General features: G+C 57.3%; 12 protein-coding genes. 10 read left to right on the top strand and 2 right to left on the bottom strand.

Features of this window, described 5'->3' with window-relative positions; translation table 11 throughout:
- Positions 1-30 precede the first annotated feature (30 nt).
- The 6 genes from mreC to tldD all read left to right on the top strand — a co-directional run bounded on the left by mreC (position 31) and on the right by tldD (position 8,972).
- On the top strand, positions 31-1,047 hold the full coding sequence (gene mreC / locus QQF33_RS07355) for a rod shape-determining protein MreC (protein ID WP_282491883.1): 1,017 nt from the start codon (positions 31-33) through the stop codon (positions 1,045-1,047).
- Positions 1,047-1,535, top strand: coding sequence for a rod shape-determining protein MreD (gene mreD / locus QQF33_RS07350; protein WP_282491882.1), 489 nt, complete (start codon positions 1,047-1,049; stop codon positions 1,533-1,535). The genes mreC and mreD overlap by 1 nt, the downstream gene beginning before the upstream one ends.
- 11 nt (positions 1,536-1,546) lie before the next feature.
- Complete coding sequence (locus QQF33_RS07345; RefSeq protein WP_282491881.1) at positions 1,547-2,140, top strand: Maf family protein; 594 nt, start codon at positions 1,547-1,549, stop codon at positions 2,138-2,140.
- Positions 2,130-3,599, top strand: a complete 1,470-nt coding sequence (gene rng, locus QQF33_RS07340; protein ID WP_285148099.1) for a ribonuclease G — start codon at positions 2,130-2,132, stop codon at positions 3,597-3,599. The genes QQF33_RS07345 and rng overlap by 11 nt, the downstream gene beginning before the upstream one ends.
- Positions 3,600-3,642: 43 nt before the next feature.
- On the top strand, positions 3,643-7,440 hold the full coding sequence (yhdP, locus tag QQF33_RS07335) for an AsmA2 domain-containing protein YhdP (RefSeq protein WP_285157626.1): 3,798 nt from the start codon (positions 3,643-3,645) through the stop codon (positions 7,438-7,440).
- A gap of 86 nt (positions 7,441-7,526) precedes the next feature.
- The gene (tldD, locus tag QQF33_RS07330; protein ID WP_282491878.1) at positions 7,527-8,972 is read left to right on the top strand and encodes a metalloprotease TldD; all 1,446 of its coding nucleotides are present in this window, start codon (positions 7,527-7,529) and stop codon (positions 8,970-8,972) included.
- 61 nt (positions 8,973-9,033) lie between these two features.
- Here the strand turns inward: tldD and QQF33_RS07325 are convergent, their stop codons facing one another.
- Positions 9,034-9,648, bottom strand: a complete 615-nt coding sequence (locus tag QQF33_RS07325) for a YagU family protein (protein WP_285148102.1) — start codon at positions 9,646-9,648, stop codon at positions 9,034-9,036.
- 182 nt (positions 9,649-9,830) lie between these two features.
- Complete coding sequence (aaeR, locus tag QQF33_RS07320; RefSeq protein WP_282491876.1) at positions 9,831-10,757, bottom strand: HTH-type transcriptional activator AaeR; 927 nt, start codon at positions 10,755-10,757, stop codon at positions 9,831-9,833.
- Positions 10,758-10,937: 180 nt separating this feature from the next.
- On the opposite strand from aaeR, the gene aaeX reads away from it, so the two are divergent.
- From aaeX to QQF33_RS07300, 4 genes are all read left to right on the top strand, one after another.
- On the top strand, positions 10,938-11,141 hold the full coding sequence (aaeX, locus tag QQF33_RS07315) for a p-hydroxybenzoic acid efflux pump operon protein AaeX (protein ID WP_003860416.1): 204 nt from the start codon (positions 10,938-10,940) through the stop codon (positions 11,139-11,141).
- 7 nt (positions 11,142-11,148) lie between these two features.
- Positions 11,149-12,081, top strand: a complete 933-nt coding sequence (gene aaeA / locus QQF33_RS07310; RefSeq protein WP_285148106.1) for a p-hydroxybenzoic acid efflux pump subunit AaeA — start codon at positions 11,149-11,151, stop codon at positions 12,079-12,081.
- Positions 12,082-12,086: 5 nt separating this feature from the next.
- Entirely contained in the window at positions 12,087-14,054 is a 1,968-nt protein-coding gene (gene aaeB / locus QQF33_RS07305) for a p-hydroxybenzoic acid efflux pump subunit AaeB (RefSeq protein WP_285157625.1), read from the top strand.
- A gap of 136 nt (positions 14,055-14,190) precedes the next feature.
- A complete protein-coding gene (locus QQF33_RS07300) occupies positions 14,191-15,645 on the top strand; it encodes an NAD-dependent succinate-semialdehyde dehydrogenase (RefSeq protein WP_285157624.1) in 1,455 nt (484 codons plus the stop codon).
- Positions 15,646-15,651: the final 6 nt, after the last annotated feature.

The following is a 15,651-nucleotide window of genomic DNA, read 5'->3' as shown; positions in this document are numbered from 1 at the left end:
TTCTCTCTGACACGAGAATACGCATAGCCTATGAAGCCAATTTTTAGCCGTGGCCCGTCGCTGCAGTTTCGCCTGATCCTGGGGGTGCTGGTAGCGCTTGGAGTCATCATCGCCGATAGCCGCCTCGGTATGTTCAGCCAGATTCGAACATACATGGATACCGCCGTCAGCCCTTTCTATTTTGTATCAAACGGTCCCCGTGAATTACTCGACAGCGTTTCTCAGACTTTGTCGTCACGTGACCAACTCGAGCTCGAAAACCGTGCACTGCGCCAGGAACTGCTGCTGAAAAACAGCGAGCTGCTGATGCTGGGTCAATATCGCCAGGAAAACGCCCGTTTGCGTGAACTGCTCGGGTCGCCGCTGCGTCAGGACGAGCAAAAAATGGTGACTCAGGTGATCTCCACAGTTAACGATCCGTACAGCGATCAGGTGGTGATCGACAAAGGCAGCGTGAACGGTGTGTACGAAGGCCAGCCGGTCATCAGCGATAAAGGCGTCGTCGGCCAGGTGGTTGCCGTAGCCAAGCTGACCAGCCGCGTGTTGCTGATTTGCGATGCGACCCATGCCTTGCCTATTCAGGTGCTGCGTAACGACATCCGTATTATTGCGGCCGGTAACGGCTGTACGGACGATCTGCAGCTGGAGCATCTGCCAGCCAACACCGACATTCGTGTGGGTGACGTTCTGGTGACTTCAGGTCTCGGTGGTCGTTTCCCGGAAGGTTATCCGGTTGCCGTGGTCTCTTCCGTGAAGCTCGATACGCAGCGTGCGTATACCGTGATTCAGGCTCGTCCGACCGCGGGCTTACAGCGTCTGCGCTATTTGCTGCTGCTGTGGGGAGCCGATCGTAACGGCGTTAACCCGATGACGCCGGAAGATGTTCACCGCGTGGCGAATGAACGCTTAATGCAGATGATGCCGCAGGTTCTGCCTGCGCCGGATTCTATGGGGCCTCCTGCACCGGTTCCGGCCCCTGCTACCGGTTTAACGCAGCCACCTCCGGATGCGCCGCTGCCGCCACACATCTCCTCAGGAGGGCAGTAGTGGCCAGCTACCGTAGCCAGGGACGCTGGGTTATCTGGCTCTCGTTTTTCGTCGCGTTACTGCTGCAAGTCATGCCCTGGCCGGACGACATTCTCGTCTTCCGGCCAAACTGGGTGCTGCTCATTTTACTCTACTGGACCCTCGCTCTGCCGCACCGCGTAAATGTGGGCACAGGTTTTGTGATGGGTGCCATACTGGATCTCATTAGTGGCTCTACGCTTGGCGTGCGCGCCCTGTCGATGAGTATTATTGCGTATCTTGTCGCACTGAAATTCCAGCTTTTCCGTAACCTCGCGCTCTGGCAACAGGCGTTGGTGGTGATGTTGTTGTCCCTCGCCGCGGATATCATTGTTTTCTGGGCTGAGTTTTTAGTGATCAACGTCTCTTTCCGACCGGAAGTGTTCTGGAGTAGTGTAGTAAACGGTGTGCTCTGGCCGTGGCTGTTCCTGCTGATGCGTAAGATTCGCCAGCAGTTTGCCGTGCAATAACTAAGGTTTCTATGACGTCTATATTTCTTGCCTCTGGTTCCCCGCGCCGTCAGGAGTTGCTCACTCAACTGGGTGTCTCTTTTGAACGCATCGTCCCCGGTATTGAAGAACAACGGGCCGATGGCGAAAGCGCGCAGCAGTATGTGTCTCGTCTGGCACGGGAAAAAGCGCAGGCTGGCGTGGCGCTAACGCCACGCGATTTGCCAGTGCTGGGGGCGGATACCATCGTGATCCTCAACGGTGAAGTGCTCGAGAAACCGCGCGATAGCGAACATGCGGCGCGTATGCTGCGCAAGTTATCCGGACAAACGCATCAGGTGATGACGGCGGTTGCACTGGCCGACAGCCAGCAGGTGCTGGATTGTCTGGTGGTCACGGACGTCACGTTCAGAGTGCTTACCGATGAGGAGATCGCCGGTTACATCGCCAGCGGTGAACCTATGGATAAAGCAGGTGCATACGGTATTCAGGGGCTGGGTGGCTGTTTTGTCAGGAAGATTAATGGCAGCTATCACGCCGTAGTCGGCTTACCGCTGGTGGAAACGTATGAGTTGCTGAGCAATTTTAACTCACTGCGTGAGGGAAGGGATAATTATGACGGCTGAATTGTTGGTAAACGTAACGCCATCGGAAACCCGAGTGGCCTATATTGATGGCGGCATTCTTCAGGAAATTCATATTGAGCGCGAAGCGCGACGCGGAATAGTAGGCAATATCTACAAAGGTCGTGTCAGTCGTGTACTACCGGGTATGCAGGCGGCATTTGTAGATATTGGCCTTGATAAAGCGGCGTTTTTACATGCCTCGGACATCATGCCCCATACCGAATGCGTGGCGGGCGAAGAGCAAAAGCAGTTCACCGTTCGCGACATCTCCGAGCTGGTCCGTCAGGGGCAGGATCTCATGGTCCAGGTGGTGAAAGATCCCCTCGGCACCAAAGGCGCCCGCCTGACCACCGACATCACCTTACCTTCCCGCTATCTGGTCTTTATGCCGGGCGCGTCGCACGTCGGCGTCTCTCAGCGTATCGAAAGTGAAAGCGAGCGCGAACGCCTGAAAAAGGTGGTTGGCGCTTACTGCGACGAGCAGGGCGGGTTCATTATCCGTACCGCAGCAGAAGGGATCAGCGAAGATGATCTGGCTTCCGATGCGGCGTACCTGAAACGCGTCTGGACCAAAGTGATGGAGCGTAAAAAACGCAACCAGACGCGCTATCAAATGTATGGCGAACTGGCGCTGGCCCAGCGCGTCTTGCGTGATTTCGCTGACGCACAGCTCGACCGCATCCGCGTGGATTCGCGTCTGACCTACGACGCTTTGCTGGAATTTACCGCCGAATACATCCCCGAGATGCCGGGCCTGCTGGAGCACTACACGGGGCGTCAGCCGATCTTCGATCTCTACGACGTCGAGAACGAAATCCAGCGCGCGCTGGAGCGTAAAGTCGAACTCAAATCCGGCGGGTATCTGATCATCGATCAGACCGAAGCCATGACTACCGTCGATATCAACACCGGCGCATTCGTTGGTCATCGCAATCTCGACGACACCATCTTCAACACCAACATCGAAGCGACGCAGGCCATCGCGCGCCAGCTTCGCCTGCGCAATCTCGGCGGGATCATCATCATCGACTTTATCGATATGAATAATGAAGATCACCGTCGTCGCGTGCTGCACTCTCTGGAGCAGGCGCTGAGCAAAGATCGGGTGAAAACCAGCATCAACGGTTTCTCCCAGCTCGGCCTGGTGGAGATGACCCGCAAACGCACGCGCGAAAGCGTCGAGCACGTGCTGTGCAACGAATGCCCAACCTGCCACGGACGCGGAACGGTTAAGTCCGTGGAGACGGTCTGCTACGAAATCATGCGTGAAATTGTCCGCGTCCATCACGCCTACGACTCCGACCGTTTTCTGGTCTATGCTTCCCCTGCGGTGGCTGAAGCACTGAAAGGCGAAGAGTCGCACGCGCTGGCGGAAGTGGAAATCTTTGTCGGCAAACAGGTAAAAGTACAAATCGAACCACTCTACAATCAGCAGCAGTTTGACGTGGTGATGATGTAAGACGCAGCAATGCTGCAAGAGAACGGCTGACAAGGAGAGATGCGTGAGGCGATTGCCAGGAATTTTACTGCTTACAGGGGCAACGCTTGTCGTCATTGTCGCGTTGCTCGTGAGCGGACTGCGCCTCGTGTTACCGCATCTCGACAGCTGGCGCCCGCAGGTGCTGGCAAAGATCGAAAGCGCCACCGGCGTTCCCGTTGATGTCAGCCAGCTGAGCGCCAGCTGGCAAAACTTCGGCCCGACGCTGGATGTGCGCGACATCCACGCCACCCTGAAAGATGGCGGCTACCTCAAAATCAAACGCGTGACGCTGGCGCTGGATGTCTGGCAAAGTTTGCTGCACATGCGCTGGCAGTTTCGCGATCTCACCTTCTGGCAGCTTCAGTTTTTGACCAATACTCCCCTGACGCAGGGCGAGAACAGCAAAGGCATTGAGACCAACCGCATCAGCGATCTTTTCCTGCGCCAGTTCGATCATTTCGATCTGCGCGACAGCGAAATTAGTTTCATTACCCTCTCCGGCCAGCGGGCCGAACTGGCGATCCCGCAGCTCACCTGGCTCAACGGCAAAGATCGCCATCGCGCCGAAGGGCAGGTCAACCTCTCCAGTCTCAACGGCCAGCATGGCATCATGCAGGTGCGGATGGATTTGCGCGACGATAATGGTCTGCTGAACAAAGGCAAAGTCTGGCTGCAGGCCGATGATGTCGATGTGAAACCCTGGCTCGGCAAATGGATGCAGGACAACGTCGCGCTGCAAAGGGCGCGGTTTAGCCTCGAAGGATGGCTGACGCTGACCGACGGGGACATTGCCGCCGGTGACGTGTGGCTGAAGCAGGGCGGTGCGGCGTGGAAAGGCGAAACCCAAACCCATGATATGTCGGTCGATAATCTGACGGCACACGTCACGCGTCAGGGCGACAGCTGGCAATTCTCCATTCCCGATACGCGCATTACGATGGACGGCAAAGCCTGGCCGCGCGGTGCGCTGACGATGGCATGGGTGCCTGAGCAGGAAGTCGGCGGCGTGAACAGCAAACGCAGCGATGAGCTACGCATCCGCGCCAGCAATCTCGATCTGGCGAGTCTCGACGGTTTGCGTCCTATCGCTACCCGCATGTCCGCTTCGCTGGGTGAAGTCTGGCAAGCCACGCAGCCGAGTGGACAGATCGACTCACTGGCGCTGGACATCCCCCTGCAGGCCACGGAAAAAACCCGTTTTCAGGCCTCGTGGAAAGCGCTCTCCTGGAAGCAGTGGAAGCTCCTGCCGGGTGCCGAGCACTTTGGCGGCAAGCTTGAAGGAAGCGTGGAAGACGGCAGGCTGACGGCAGAAATGACCGATGCCAAAATGCCGTACGAAACGGTTTTCCGCGCCCCGCTGGAGATCGAAAAAGGCACGGCGATCCTCAACTGGCTGAAAAACGACAAAGGGTTCCAGCTCGATGGTCGTGATATCGACGTGAAAGCCACCGGCGTGCATGCGAGCGGTAACTTCCGCTATCTGCAGCCCGAAGGGGATGAACCCTGGCTGGGCATCCTGGCAGGTATCAGCACCGACGATGGCGGTCAGGCCTGGCGCTACTTCCCGGAAAACCTGATGGGCAAAGAGCTGGTGGACTATCTGAGCGGTGCGATTCAGGGCGGCCAGGCTGATAATGCCACGCTGGTCTACGGCGGCAATCCGCATCTGTTCCCATATAAACACAACGAAGGTCAGTTCCAGGTCCTGGTGCCGCTGCGCAACGCGACCTTTGCCTTCCAGCCCGACTGGCCGGCGCTGAAAAACCTCAACATTGAGCTGAACTTCCTCAACGACGGTCTGTGGATGAAATCCGACAGCGTGGCGCTGGGTGGCGTCACCGCCCGCAATCTGACCGCCGTGATCCCGGACTATTCCAAAGAAAAACTGCTGATCGACGCGGATATCAACGGGCCGGGTAAAGCCGTGGGACCGTATTTCGAAGAGACACCGCTCGATGACTCGCTGGCCGCCGCGCTGCAAGAGCTGCAGATCGACGGCGATGTGAATGCCCGCTTACATCTGGATATTCCGCTGGACGGCGAAATGACCACCGCCGAAGGCGACGTGGTACTGAATAACAACAGCCTGTTCATCAAACCGCTCGACAGCACGCTCAAAAATCTGAGCGGCAAATTCAGCTTTGTGAACGGCAACCTGAAGAGTGAGCCGCTGAAAGCCACCTGGTTTAATCAGCCGCTTAACGTCGATTTCAGAACCACCGAAGGCGACAAAGCCTACCAGGTCGCAGTCAACATGGACGCCAACTGGCAGCCCGCGCGAATGGATGTTCTGCCGAAACCGGTGGCGGAATCCATCGACGGCTCGGTGGCCTGGAACGGTAAAGTGGCCATCGACCTGCCTTATCGCGGAAGTGCGCGCTACCAGGTCGACGTGACCGGCGATCTGAAAAATGTAAGCAGTCACTTACCTGCGCCGCTGGATAAAAAATCCGGGCAGCCGCTGCCGATGAACATCAACGTTAAGGGCGATCTCAACAGCTTCGAACTGACTGGCAATGCCAGCGGTAAAAACCACTTCAACAGTCGCTGGTTGCTCAGTCGTAAACTGACGCTCGATCGCGCCATCTGGACCACGGACAGCCGCACCATTCCGCCGTTGCCTGAGCAGTCGGGCATCGAACTGAACCTGCCCGCGATGGACGGCGCAGAGTGGCTGGCGATGTTCAACAAGGGCGTCGGGCAAAACGTTGACCAGGCGGCGCAGTTCCCGGAGCGTATCACCGTCCGTACGCCAGCTCTGACCCTTGGCGGGCAGCAGTGGAACAACCTCAGTATTGTCTCCGAACCGACGATCAACGGCTCAACGGTGGAAGCCCAGGGGCGTGAAATCAACGGCACGCTGACGATGCGTGACAACGCCCCGTGGCAGGCGGCGATTCGTTATCTCTACTACAACCCGACGATGGCAGCGAAAGGGCAAACGGCAACGGATTCACCATTAGCCGAAGTGTCTAAAGTGGATTTCAGCGGCTGGCCAGATTTACAGCTGCGCTGCGCCGAGTGCTGGCTGTGGGGCCAGAAATATGGCCGTATCGACGGTGATTTTGCCATTAAGGGCAACACCCTGAGCCTCGCGGGCGGCCTGATTGATACCGGTTTTGGCCGTCTGACGGCTGACGGGGAATGGGTGAATGGCGCAGGCGAACAGCGCACCTCGCTCAAAGGCACCATCAAGGGCAACAAGCTGGATGCGGCGACGAATTTCTTTGGCGTCAGCACGCCGCTGCGCGGCTCGTCCTTCGATATCAATTACGATATGCACTGGCGCGCACAGCCGTGGAAACCGGACGTCGCCTCGCTGAACGGGATTCTGAAAACCAATCTCGGCAAAGGTGAAATCGCCGACGTCAGTACCGGCCACGCCGGGCAGCTATTACGTTTGCTGAGCTTCGACGCGCTGCTGCGCAAACTGCGCTTTGATTTTAGCGACACCTTTAGCGAAGGGTTTTATTACGATTCCATCCGCAGCACGGCGTGGATCAAAGACGGTGTCCTGCACACGGACGACACGCTGGTGGATGGCCTCGAGGCCGATATCGCCATGAAAGGCTCGGTGAATCTGGTGCGTCGCGAGCTGGATATGGAAGCGGTCGTTGCACCTGAAATCTCGGCGACCGTGGGTGTTGCGGCGGCCTTCGTGGTGAACCCGATTGTCGGCGCCGCGGTGTTTGCCGCCAGTAAGGTGCTCGGGCCGCTGTGGAGCAAGGTCTCGATCCTGCGCTACCGCATTACGGGCCCGGTCGATAAGCCACAGATTAATGAGGTGCTCCGTCAGGCGCGCAAAGATGCACAGCAATGATTTGACGCGGGCAATTAATTGCCTCACTCTCAATAATAATGATTTTTTTACCGCCCGCTGGGTGGCAACGAACGAGTAGCAAAACGATGAGTCTGAACCTGGTAAGTGAACATTTGCTCGCAGCGAACGGCCTGAGTCATCAGGACCTGTTTTCCATTCTCGCCCAACTCACCGAGCGTCGCCTCGATTACGGCGATCTCTATTTCCAGTCGAGCTACCACGAATCCTGGGTTTTAGAAGACAGCATCATTAAAGATGGCTCTTACAACATCGACCAGGGCGTTGGCGTGCGCGCCGTGAGCGGTGAGAAAACCGGTTTTGCCTATGCCGATCAGATCAGCCTGACTGCTCTTGAGCAAAGCGCCCAGGCGGCGCGCACCATCGTGCGTGAAACGGGCGATGGCCGCGTAAAAACGCTGGGCGAAGTACAGCACACGGCGCTCTATACCAGCATCGATCCGCTGCAAAGCATGAGCCGCGAAGAGAAGCTGGACATTCTGCGTCGCGTGGACAAAGTGGCGCGCGCTGCGGATAAACGCGTGCATGAAGTGTCTGCCAGCCTCAGCGGTGTGTACGAACTCATCCTGGTCGCGGCGACCGACGGAACCCTGGCGGCAGATGTCCGTCCGCTGGTGCGTCTGTCCGTGAGCGTGCAGGTGGAAGACGACGGTAAGCGTGAGCGCGGCTCCAGCGGCGGCGGCGGTCGTTTTGGCTATGACTGGTTCCTGGCCGACGAAGACGGCGAAGTTCGCGCAGATGCCTGGGCGAAAGAAGCTGTACGTATGGCGCTGGTGAACCTCAATGCCGTCGCGGCACCTGCCGGTACGCTGCCGGTGGTATTGGGCGCAGGCTGGCCTGGCGTGCTGCTGCACGAAGCGGTCGGTCACGGTCTGGAAGGCGATTTCAACCGTCGCGGCACCTCCGTATTCAGCGGCCAGATGGGCGAGCTGGTGGCTTCTGAACTCTGTACCGTTGTCGATGACGGCACCATGACCGATCGTCGTGGCTCGATCTCCATCGACGATGAAGGGACGCCGGGACAGTACAACGTGCTGATCGAAAACGGCATCCTGAAAGGCTACATGCAGGACAAACTCAACGCGCGCCTGATGGGCGTTGCGCCAACCGGTAACGGCCGTCGCGAATCCTACGCGCACCTGCCGATGCCGCGCATGACCAACACCTATATGCTGGCGGGTAAATCCACGCCGCAGGAGATTATCGAATCGGTGGATTACGGTATCTTCGCGCCAAACTTCGGCGGCGGGCAGGTGGATATCACCTCCGGCAAGTTTGTCTTCTCGACGTCAGAAGCCTATCTGATTGAGAAAGGCAAAGTCACCAAAGCGGTGAAAGGGGCCACGCTGATTGGCTCCGGGATCGAAGCGATGCAGCAGATTTCGATGGTTGGCAACGATCTGAAACTGGATAAAGGTGTGGGCGTGTGCGGTAAAGAGGGCCAGAGCCTGCCGGTGGGCGTCGGCCAGCCAACGCTGAAAGTGGACAATCTGACCGTCGGCGGTACTGCCTGATCTGACTCCGCATTAAAAAAAATGGCGTGCCCTTAAGGCGCGCCATTTTTGTATGCGACGCTTATCGCGCGCTGTTCAGCGGAATTTCAGGATCCGGCTCGTGAGTGATGCGGTTGCGTAAATCACGACGAATAATTTCGATCGACCAGAACCAGATCAGGTGCCCCACGATCTCGGAGACGTGTTCGTACCACGGGAGATCAAACAGCGGCGGAGTCAGCCCCATCAGCGGGAATGAAATCATGTGGACGAACAGTTGCGCTAACGCCCCTGCGAACAAACCCTGCCAGAGTTTTATTTTCGGGAAGACTTCTGCCACAACGCAATAGCCTACAGCGAACACGATAGAGAAAATAATATGTGTTACGCCGACCCAGTTAAATATATGTCCGGCAAACGTATAAACGGCGGCGTTAGGATCGACGACACCCAGCCAGTCACGCAGAAATACATAGGGTGGGTTGAGGAAATTACGCGAGCAATCGATTTGGCTGGCGGCTCTGATTAATTGCTCGGGTCCGCATGCGCTGGTGAATAAATCCGTTGGACTGCGTGGAGGAAGCGGAACCTCTGCGCCCCATTTGACAAAGGCGGAGACAATCCCGGCGATCAGCCCAATGAACGCGGCGAGCCCGTAGCGCCTGCGTGAAGGCGGTGTTTGTTCAAACAGATTCATTTGTATTCCTTGTTTAAAAAGATTCCTGAGAAACGCTATTTTTATGATGTATATTTTAACAAATAAATAACGGCCTTTTCTGACAAGGATACGATAATAGCCAAATGGCGAAGGTGTCAATTCGCCATTATTAATAGAATTGAATGAAATATCTGAATAATAGTTGATGGGGCAGTGGCTGATTATTCCTTCCTTTCGCCGCGCATGCCCTGATACAGCTCCGCCACTTCGACAAAATAATCGGTCAGATAGTTAATACACACCTGCACCTTGAGCGGCAGTTTGTCCTTTTCCGTATAAAGGGCATATACCGGGCGCGGGTCGGACTGATAGCGCGGGAACAGGATCTCCAGCTCGCCGCTGTTGATCTCATTGATCACCCACATCAGCGGCACGTAGGCGATCCCGGCACCGGCAACCAGCCAGCGGGAAATGGTCATCGGATCGTTGGTCACGAATCGCCCCTGTGGCAGCAGTTTTGTCGACAGTCCTTCCGGAGCAATCAGCTCAAATTCGTTATCCGGCCGTACGCTGTACTCCAGCCAGGAGTGGTTAGTCAGATCGGCGGGTTTTTCCGGTACGCCAAACTGCGCCAGATAGTTTTTGGAGGCGCAGACCACCATCGGCATGCTGCCGAGGCGGCGTGAGAACAGGCTGGAATCCTGCAACGCGCCGACGCGGATCACTACGTCCAGCCCGTCGGCGATCAGGTCGGGGGCGGGGATGCCGGTGACTAAATTGACTGCCAGTCCTGGATACTCTTTGAGCATTTCCGCCGTCATACTGGCGAGGACATTTTGTGCCATAGTTGAAGAACAGCCGATCCGCAGCGTGCCGATAGGGGTGTTGTTGAAGGCATAGAGCTGCTCGTGCACGTCCTGGACTTCGTGCAGCATCCGCCGACAGCCCTGATAATAAATTTTGCCCGCTTCCGTCAGCCCAATGCTGCGGGTGCTGCGGTTTAGCAGCTTGACCTGCAGCTCATCTTCCAGTTTTGACACCGTCTGGCTGATGGATGAAACACTCATCTGCAGCTGTCGGGCCGCGGCGGTAAAGGAGCCAAATTCGACGACTTTGGCAAACACAGACATGCGTTTTAAACGTTCCATTGTTCACTCTGGCTTAAAAGTGATTTAGATCACATATTATAGATAACAGCATAACAGTTACGTTAATATATTATTACTGACATAACAGCTTCACCCTTCCCGCCTGGCTCTTCTTGCCCTTCAGCGACGGTGGAGCTAAACAAAAAACTGTCGCCTGCTCGCTCTCAAATCAAGGTTAACATGAGTCTGTTTCCCGTTATCGTGGTGTTCGGTTTATCGTTCCCACCGATTTTCTTCGAACTTCTTTTATCACTGGCGATTTTCTGGCTGGTGCGCAAGGTGCTGGTTCCGACCGGTATCTACGACTTTGTCTGGCACCCTGCACTGTTTAATACCGCGCTGTATTGCTGCCTGTTCTACTTAATATCGCGCATGTTTGTCTGAGGTAGATGTGAAAACACTAACAAGAAATATCTCCCGTACCGCCATTACCGTGGCGCTGGTGGTCCTGGCGTTCATCGCTATTTTCCGCGCCTGGGTGTTTTACACCGAATCGCCGTGGACGCGCGATGCGCGTTTCAGTGCCGACGTGGTGGCGATTGCCCCGGACGTCGCCGGGCTTATCACCGCGGTGAACGTGCGCGATAACCAGCTGGTGAAAAAAGATCAGGTGCTGTTCACCATCGATCAGCCGCGTTACCAGAAAGCCCTTGAACAGGCCGAAGCCGACGTTGCCTATTATCAGGCGCTGGCGACAGAAAAACGCCGCGAAGCCGGGCGTCGTAACCAGCTTGGCGTGCAGGCGATGTCCCGCGAAGAGATCGACCAGTCTAATAACGTACTGCAAACCGTCCTGCATCAGCAGGCCAAAGCGGAAGCCACGCGCGACCTGGCGAAACTGGATCTGGAACGCACGGTGATCCGCGCGCCCTCTGACGGCTGGGTGACCAACCTCAACGTCTACACCGGGGAATTTATCACCCGCGGCTCGACCGCCGTGGCGCTGGTGAAACAGCACTCCTTCTACATTCTCGCCTATATGGAAGAGACCAAACTGGAAGGCGTGCGTCCGGGCTACCGCGCCGAAATTACCCCGCTCGGCAGCAACCGCGTGCTGAAAGGCACGGTGGACAGCGTCGCCGCGGGCGTCACCAACTCCAGCGCCACCCGCGATAGCAAAGGGATGGCAACCGTCGATTCCAATCTCGAGTGGGTCCGTCTGGCGCAGCGCGTGCCGGTGCGTATTCGCCTCGACGAAGAGCAGGGCAATCTGTGGCCAGCAGGCACCACGGCGACGGTGGTGATCACTGGTGAAAAAGACCGCGACGCCAATAACGACTCCCTGTTCCGCAAAATCGCGCATCGCCTGCGTGAGATTGGTTGATTGTGATGGGCATTTTCTCCATCGCCACCCAGCACGTTCGCTTCGCCATTAAACTGGCGTGCGCTATCGTGCTGGCGCTGTTTGTCGGTTTTCACTTCCAGCTGGAAACGCCACGCTGGGCGGTGCTGACGGCGGCGATTGTCGCCGCGGGTCCGGCCTTCGCGGCGGGCGGCGAACCCTATTCAGGAGCCATTCGCTATCGCGGAATGCTGCGTATCGTCGGGACCTTTATCGGCTGTGTCGCGGCGCTGACCATCATCATCACCATGATCCGCTCCCCGTTGATGATGCTGATGGTGTGCTGTATCTGGGCGGGCTTCTGTACCTGGGTCTCTTCCCTGGTCAAAGTGGAGAACTCCTACGCCTGGGGCCTGTCCGGCTATACCGCGCTGATCATCGTCATCACCATTCAGAGCAATCCCCTGCTGGCGCCGCAGTTTGCGCTGGAGCGCTGCAGCGAGATCGTCATCGGCATCGTCTGCGCCATCGTCGCCGACCTGCTTTTCTCCCCGCGCTCGATCAAACAGGAAGTCGACCGCGAGCTGGATTCGCTTATCGTCGCTCAGTATCAGCTGATGCAGCTCTGTATTAAACACGGCGACAGTGAAGAGGTGGATAAAGCCTGGGGCGACCTGGTGCGTCGCAGCACCGCGCTGGAAGGGATGCGCAGCAACCTGAATATGGAATCCTCCCGCTGGTCGCGCGCCAACCGCCGTCTGAAAGCGCTCAACACCGTCTCCCTGACGCTGATCACCCAGGCGTGCGAAACCTATCTTATTCAAAATACCGGTCCGGAAGCGATCACCGATACCTTCCGCGAGCTGTTCGAAGAGCCCGTCGAAACGGAGCAGGATGTACGCAAACAGCTGAAAAGAATGCGCCGGGTGATGGCCTGGACCGGCGAGCGCGACACGCCTGTGACGATCTACAGCTGGGTGGGTGCGGCGACGCGCTACCTGCTGCTGAAACGCGGAGTCATCAGCAATACCAAAATCAGCGCCACCGAAGAAGAGGTTCTGCGCAGTGAAGTGGTGGTGAAAGCCGAGTCGGCCGAACGTCACCATGCGATGGTGAACTTCTGGCGCACCACGCTCGCCTGTATGCTCGGAGCGTTGTTCTGGCTCTGGACGGGCTGGACGTCCGGCACCGGGGCGATGGTGATGATTGCCGTTGTCACCTCACTCGCCATGCGCCTGCCGAACCCGCGGATGGTGGCGATTGACTTTCTGTATGGCGCGATAGCGGCGCTCCCCATTGGGGCGTTCTACTTCCTGGTGGTGCTCCCGTCGACGCAGCAGAGCATGCTGCTGCTGTGTATCAGCCTGGCAGTACTGGCGTTCTTTATCGGTATCGAAGTGCAGAAACGGCGTCTGGGTTCCCTCGGCGCGCTCGCCAGTACCATTAACATTCTGGTGCTGGATAACCCGATGACCTTCCACTTTAGCCAGTTTCTCGACAGCGCCTTAGGTCAGCTGGTGGGCTGCTTCCTGGCGATGATGGTCATTCTGCTGGTGCGCGATAACTCCCAGGCGCGGACCGGACGCGTCCTGCTGAACCAGTTCGTTTCGGCGGCGGTTTCTGCGATGACCACCAACACCGCGCGGCGCAAAGAGAACCATCTGCCAGCGCTGTATCAGCAGCTGTTTTTACTTCTGACCAAATTCCCAGGCGATATCGCGAAGTTTCGCCTGGCGCTGACGATGATCATCGCTCACCAGCGTCTGCGCAATGCGCCGATTCCGATCAACGACGATCTCTCGGCGTTCCACCGTCAGCTGCGTCGTACGGCGGATCATGTTATCTCTGCTTCAACGGATGACAAGCGACGTCGCTACTTCGCCCAGCTGCTGGAAGAGCTGAACATCTACCAGGAGAAGCTGCAGGTCTGGGAAGCGCCGCGGCAGGTTACGGAGCCGGTACAGCGTCTGACGGATGTGCTGCATCGCTATCAGAATGCGCTCACCGACAGTTAAAGGTGAACAGAACTTGTAGGCCGGGTAAGCGCAGCGCCACCCGGCGAAACCGACTGACAAAACCGACGCCAAAAGCGTCGGTTTTTTTGTGGCTATACTTATCTGGCAGGCTCTTAAACCCAGATCAGGAGGACACATGACCACCCAGGCACTCCAGGACAATGCGCTTTTTCAAACCGGATATCTGGTAGACGGCATATGGAAAACGCTGGATACCACCTTTGACGTGCTCAACCCGGCCACGGGAGAGGTCGTCGCGAAAGTTGCAAAAGCCGGTAAAAAAGAGACCGAAGAGGCCATCGCTGCGGCAAGCCGTGCTTTTCCCGCGTGGCGCGCGAAAACCGCGAAAGAGCGCTCGACCATTCTCTATCGCTGGTACGAACTGATTATCGAGAATAAAAGCTGGCTTGGCCGACTGATGACCACCGAGCAAGGCAAACCGCTGAAAGAGGCGGAAGGCGAAGTCGAGTACGCAGCCAGCTTTATCCAGTGGTTTGCCGAGCAGGCGAAACGCGCCAACGGCGAAATCATTCCCCCGATTAAACCCGGCTCGCGCATTCTGGCTACCCGCGAACCGATCGGCGTAGTGGCGGCCATCACGCCGTGGAACTTCCCGATGGCGATGCTGACCCGCAAACTCGGCCCGGCGCTGGCCGCAGGCTGCACCGGCGTGATCAAACCCGCCAACAACACGCCGCTCAGTGCATTTGCGCTGCTGACGCTGGCGAAAAAAGCGGGCGTACCCGATGGCGTGCTCAACGCTGTTGCCGGGAATACCCATGAGATCAGCGACGCCATCATGGCCAGCCACGAGGTGCGCAAAATCTCCTTTACCGGTTCGACCGCCGTGGGTAAAACCCTGGTGCGTAACGCCGCAGAAACCATGAAAAAAGTCTCCATGGAGCTGGGCGGTAACGCGCCTTATATCGTTTTCGACGATGCGGACATCGATGCCGCCGTGAAAGGGGCCATCGCCAATAAATTCCGCAACGCCGGGCAAGTGTGCGTCAGCGTGAACCGCTTCTATATCCAGGAAGCTGTCTACGACACCTTTGTGAGCAAACTCGCCGATGCGGTGAACGCCCTGAAAGTGGGGAACGGTCTGGAAGAGGGCGTAGTCGTGGGTCCGCTGATTGAATCTGCCGCTGTCGACAAAGTGCGTGAGCACGTCGAGGATGCGGTGGCGAAAGGCGCTACCGTGCTGGCGGGCGGGAAACCGCACTCCCTCGGCGGTAATTTCTGGCTGCCGACGGTGCTTGGCGATTGCCACGAAGGAATGAAACTGGCCGAAGAAGAGACCTTTGGTCCGGTCGCGGCCTGCTTCCGCTTTACCTCCGAAGAGGAGGTGATCCAGCGCGCGAACAACACGCCGTTTGGCCTTGCCGCCTACTTCTATACGCAAAATCTGTCGCGCGTCTTCCGCGTCTCGCAGGCGATTGAGAGTGGCATGATCGGCATTAACGAATATGCAGTCTCGACGGAACTCGGTCCGTTCGGCGGGGTGAAAGAGTCGGGGCTCGGACGAGAGGGATCGGTACTGGGGCTGGAAGAGTTTCTGGAAGTCAAAACCCTGCATATCGGGGGATTATAATTATCG

It is taken from the genome of Lelliottia wanjuensis, assembly GCF_030238365.1.
GTDB lineage: Bacteria > Pseudomonadota > Gammaproteobacteria > Enterobacterales > Enterobacteriaceae > Enterobacter > Enterobacter wanjuensis.
This window is presented reverse-complemented; position numbering and strand designations above follow the sequence as displayed.

What these genes read in the sequence shown, in the direction of transcription:
- mreC (WP_282491883.1), top strand. Translation starts at nt 31, where the DNA reads ATGAAGCCAATTTTTAGCCGTGGCCCGTCGCTGCAGTTTCGCCTGATC.
- QQF33_RS07345 (WP_282491881.1), top strand. Translation starts at nt 1,547, where the DNA reads ATGACGTCTATATTTCTTGCCTCTGGTTCCCCGCGCCGTCAGGAGTTG.
- rng (WP_285148099.1), top strand. Translation starts at nt 2,130, where the DNA reads ATGACGGCTGAATTGTTGGTAAACGTAACGCCATCGGAAACCCGAGTG.
- tldD (WP_282491878.1), top strand. Translation starts at nt 7,527, where the DNA reads ATGAGTCTGAACCTGGTAAGTGAACATTTGCTCGCAGCGAACGGCCTG.
- QQF33_RS07325 (WP_285148102.1), bottom strand. Translation starts at nt 9,648, where the DNA reads ATGAATCTGTTTGAACAAACACCGCCTTCACGCAGGCGCTACGGGCTC.
- aaeR (WP_282491876.1), bottom strand. Translation starts at nt 10,757, where the DNA reads ATGGAACGTTTAAAACGCATGTCTGTGTTTGCCAAAGTCGTCGAATTT.
- aaeX (WP_003860416.1), top strand. Translation starts at nt 10,938, where the DNA reads ATGAGTCTGTTTCCCGTTATCGTGGTGTTCGGTTTATCGTTCCCACCG.
- aaeB (WP_285157625.1), top strand. Translation starts at nt 12,087, where the DNA reads ATGGGCATTTTCTCCATCGCCACCCAGCACGTTCGCTTCGCCATTAAA.
- QQF33_RS07300 (WP_285157624.1), top strand. Translation starts at nt 14,191, where the DNA reads ATGACCACCCAGGCACTCCAGGACAATGCGCTTTTTCAAACCGGATAT.